A 1,948-nucleotide genomic window follows, 5' to 3' on the forward strand; every position below is an offset into this window, starting at 1 on the left:
GCGCGTCATAGGGGGCCAGGCCGAGCACATCGGCACGCAGCGCCGCCTCCTCGCGCACCAGCGCCACGACGCCTTCCAGCGCCGGCTGGAAGCCTGCCCAGTCGTTCTTGGCGCGCAGGCCGCGCCACAGCTGCTCGCAACGCATGCGCGCGGTCGTCTGGCGTTCGACGAATTCGACCGGCAGGCAGGTCAGGTTGGTGTATTGCCGCCGCAGTTCCGAGACGGCGGCGCGCTGCTCCTCCCCCAGCGCTTCCTGTTCGGCCGCGGCGATCCAGTCTGCTATCTCGGGCGCCGTTGCCCTGGTGTGATACATGCCGGCCAGTGCCGACATCGCCTCGGCACGCTTCTCGCCGCCGCCGACGGCCATGTGCGTGGCCTCATCGGCACCGAGGATGGCCAGCGCATGCTCGAGCGCTTCGAGCTTGTGACCGAGGTCGTCGAGTTTCTGAAAGGACATGGCGACTTCCGTGATTGGGACGGCGCGAAAAGACACCAACGCAAAAGCGTTGGCAACCCTCGGATGCCGTCCGGCAAATGCACCTTGCGCAGGCGAGGCCGCGCATGAAATGCTGCCGGCAACACATCAAGGGGGAAAAAATGATCGGCAACATCCTGGTCGGGCTGGTGGCCTTGATCCATGCCTACATCGTCTATCTGGAGATGGTGCTGTGGGACACGCCGCGCGGGCACAAGGCTTTCAACCTGACCCCGGAATTCGCCAGTGCCTCGAAAGTGCTCGCGGCCAATCAGGGACTTTATAACGGGTTCCTCGCCGCCGGGTTGATCTGGGGGCTATACCTTGGTGCGGCCGGGTTCCAGGTCAAGGTCTTCTTTCTGGCTTGCGTGGCCATTGCCGGCCTCTATGGCGCGGCAACGGTCGGGCGCAAGATCCTGTTCATCCAGACCGTGCCGGCGGTGATCGCCCTGATCGCGGTATTGCTCGGCTGGTAAAAAGGACGCCCGCGGGATCGCTCTCGAAGGCGCCAGGCGGTTCCTTCCTCTTGGACCGTTTCGGGCGCTATGGCCTCAGCCGTTCGGGTAATTGCCGCCGTCGGCGCCGTCGCCGATCATGAAGCCGCTGCCGGTGTCGATCATCAGCCGCTGGTCGACATTGTCGAGACGGCGCAGCAGATCATGGTATTGCGCGGCCGGTATCCTGCCGTGATCGGAGGCGGCGACTTTCTCTGCCGCCTGACTGATGTGGGCCGTGCGCATTTCCAGGCGTTCCGCCACAGCCGGGGTGATGTTGTTGGCCTGTCTTGCGTCCACGATGCCCTGCCGGACGCCCTGCACCTGTTGGATAAGCGCCTCGACACGCGGGCCAGTCATATCGGTTGGATCGGTCGCGTCGAGAGCGCCCTTGTGATGGCCCGCGGCATAGGCGCCGGCAAGCGGAACGGCGATGAGGAGCGCCGTGAGTGTTGCAGTTCTAAGCGAGGTCTTGGGAGTGAAAGAGCGCATCACGCGTCTCCTCTTGTAGAGGGAGGCGGCGGTTGTCCGCCTGCCTTCCAGCCTTGGGCCGTCCGGTTCCGTCGCGTCGCGATGAGGGGGGATTCATCGCCGGCGGTTCTCGGCCCGGGCGGCAGGCTAGGACCGCCCTGCGACAATGTGTAATTAAAAAAAGATAATCTTTTCAGGCCTTGCCCGCCTCCATCTGCGCCCTAGGGTTGAACCGGCGAACAAGTTCGCGTGATTTTCGATCAACGTTCGGTGAGCTTCAGTTCAATACGGCGGTTCTTGTTGCGCGCCTCTTCGGTGTCGGCGGGATCGAGCGGCTGGAACTCACCGAAGCCTGCCGCGACCAGGCGGTTGGCCGGCACGCCGTTCTCGATCAGAAATTTCACCACCGAGGTCGAACGCGCCGTCGACAGTTCCCAATTGTCGCGGTAGCGGCCGGTGCCGGAGAGCGGCTTGTTGTCGGTATGGCCGTCGACGCGCAGCACCCAGT

At 64.2% G+C, this 1,948-nt stretch carries 3 protein-coding genes and 1 pseudogene; 1 reads left to right on the forward strand and 3 read right to left on the reverse strand.

The features are described from left to right. Positions 1–457: pseudogene (locus tag EN994_RS29160) on the reverse strand (carboxypeptidase M32); the annotation flags it as partial. A gap of 140 nt (positions 458–597) precedes the next feature. On the opposite strand from EN994_RS29160, the gene EN994_RS29165 reads away from it, so the two are divergent. After that, complete coding sequence (locus EN994_RS29165) at positions 598–951, forward strand: DUF1304 domain-containing protein (RefSeq protein ID WP_063169204.1); 354 nt, start codon at positions 598–600, stop codon at positions 949–951. Between the two features lie 75 nt (positions 952–1,026). Here the strand turns inward: EN994_RS29165 and EN994_RS29170 are convergent, their stop codons facing one another. Both EN994_RS29170 and EN994_RS29175 read right to left on the reverse strand, forming a co-directional pair. Next, positions 1,027–1,461, reverse strand: a complete 435-nt coding sequence (locus EN994_RS29170) for a hypothetical protein (RefSeq protein ID WP_027162534.1) — start codon at positions 1,459–1,461, stop codon at positions 1,027–1,029. 239 nt (positions 1,462–1,700) lie between these two features. Further along, on the reverse strand, positions 1,701–1,948 hold a 248-nt coding region (locus EN994_RS29175; protein WP_164746307.1), incomplete at its 5' end, for an OmpA family protein.

This window comes from Mesorhizobium sp. M7A.F.Ca.CA.002.09.1.1 (genome assembly GCF_003998555.1).
In the GTDB taxonomy this organism is placed as follows: Bacteria; Pseudomonadota; Alphaproteobacteria; order Rhizobiales; family Rhizobiaceae; genus Mesorhizobium; species Mesorhizobium ciceri.

Bases quoted from the DNA above. Each gene is read 5' to 3' on its own strand.
- EN994_RS29165 (WP_063169204.1), top strand. From the start codon at position 598: ATGATCGGCAACATCCTGGTCGGGCTGGTGGCCTTGATCCATGCCTAC.
- EN994_RS29170 (WP_027162534.1), bottom strand. From the start codon at position 1,461: ATGCGCTCTTTCACTCCCAAGACCTCGCTTAGAACTGCAACACTCACG.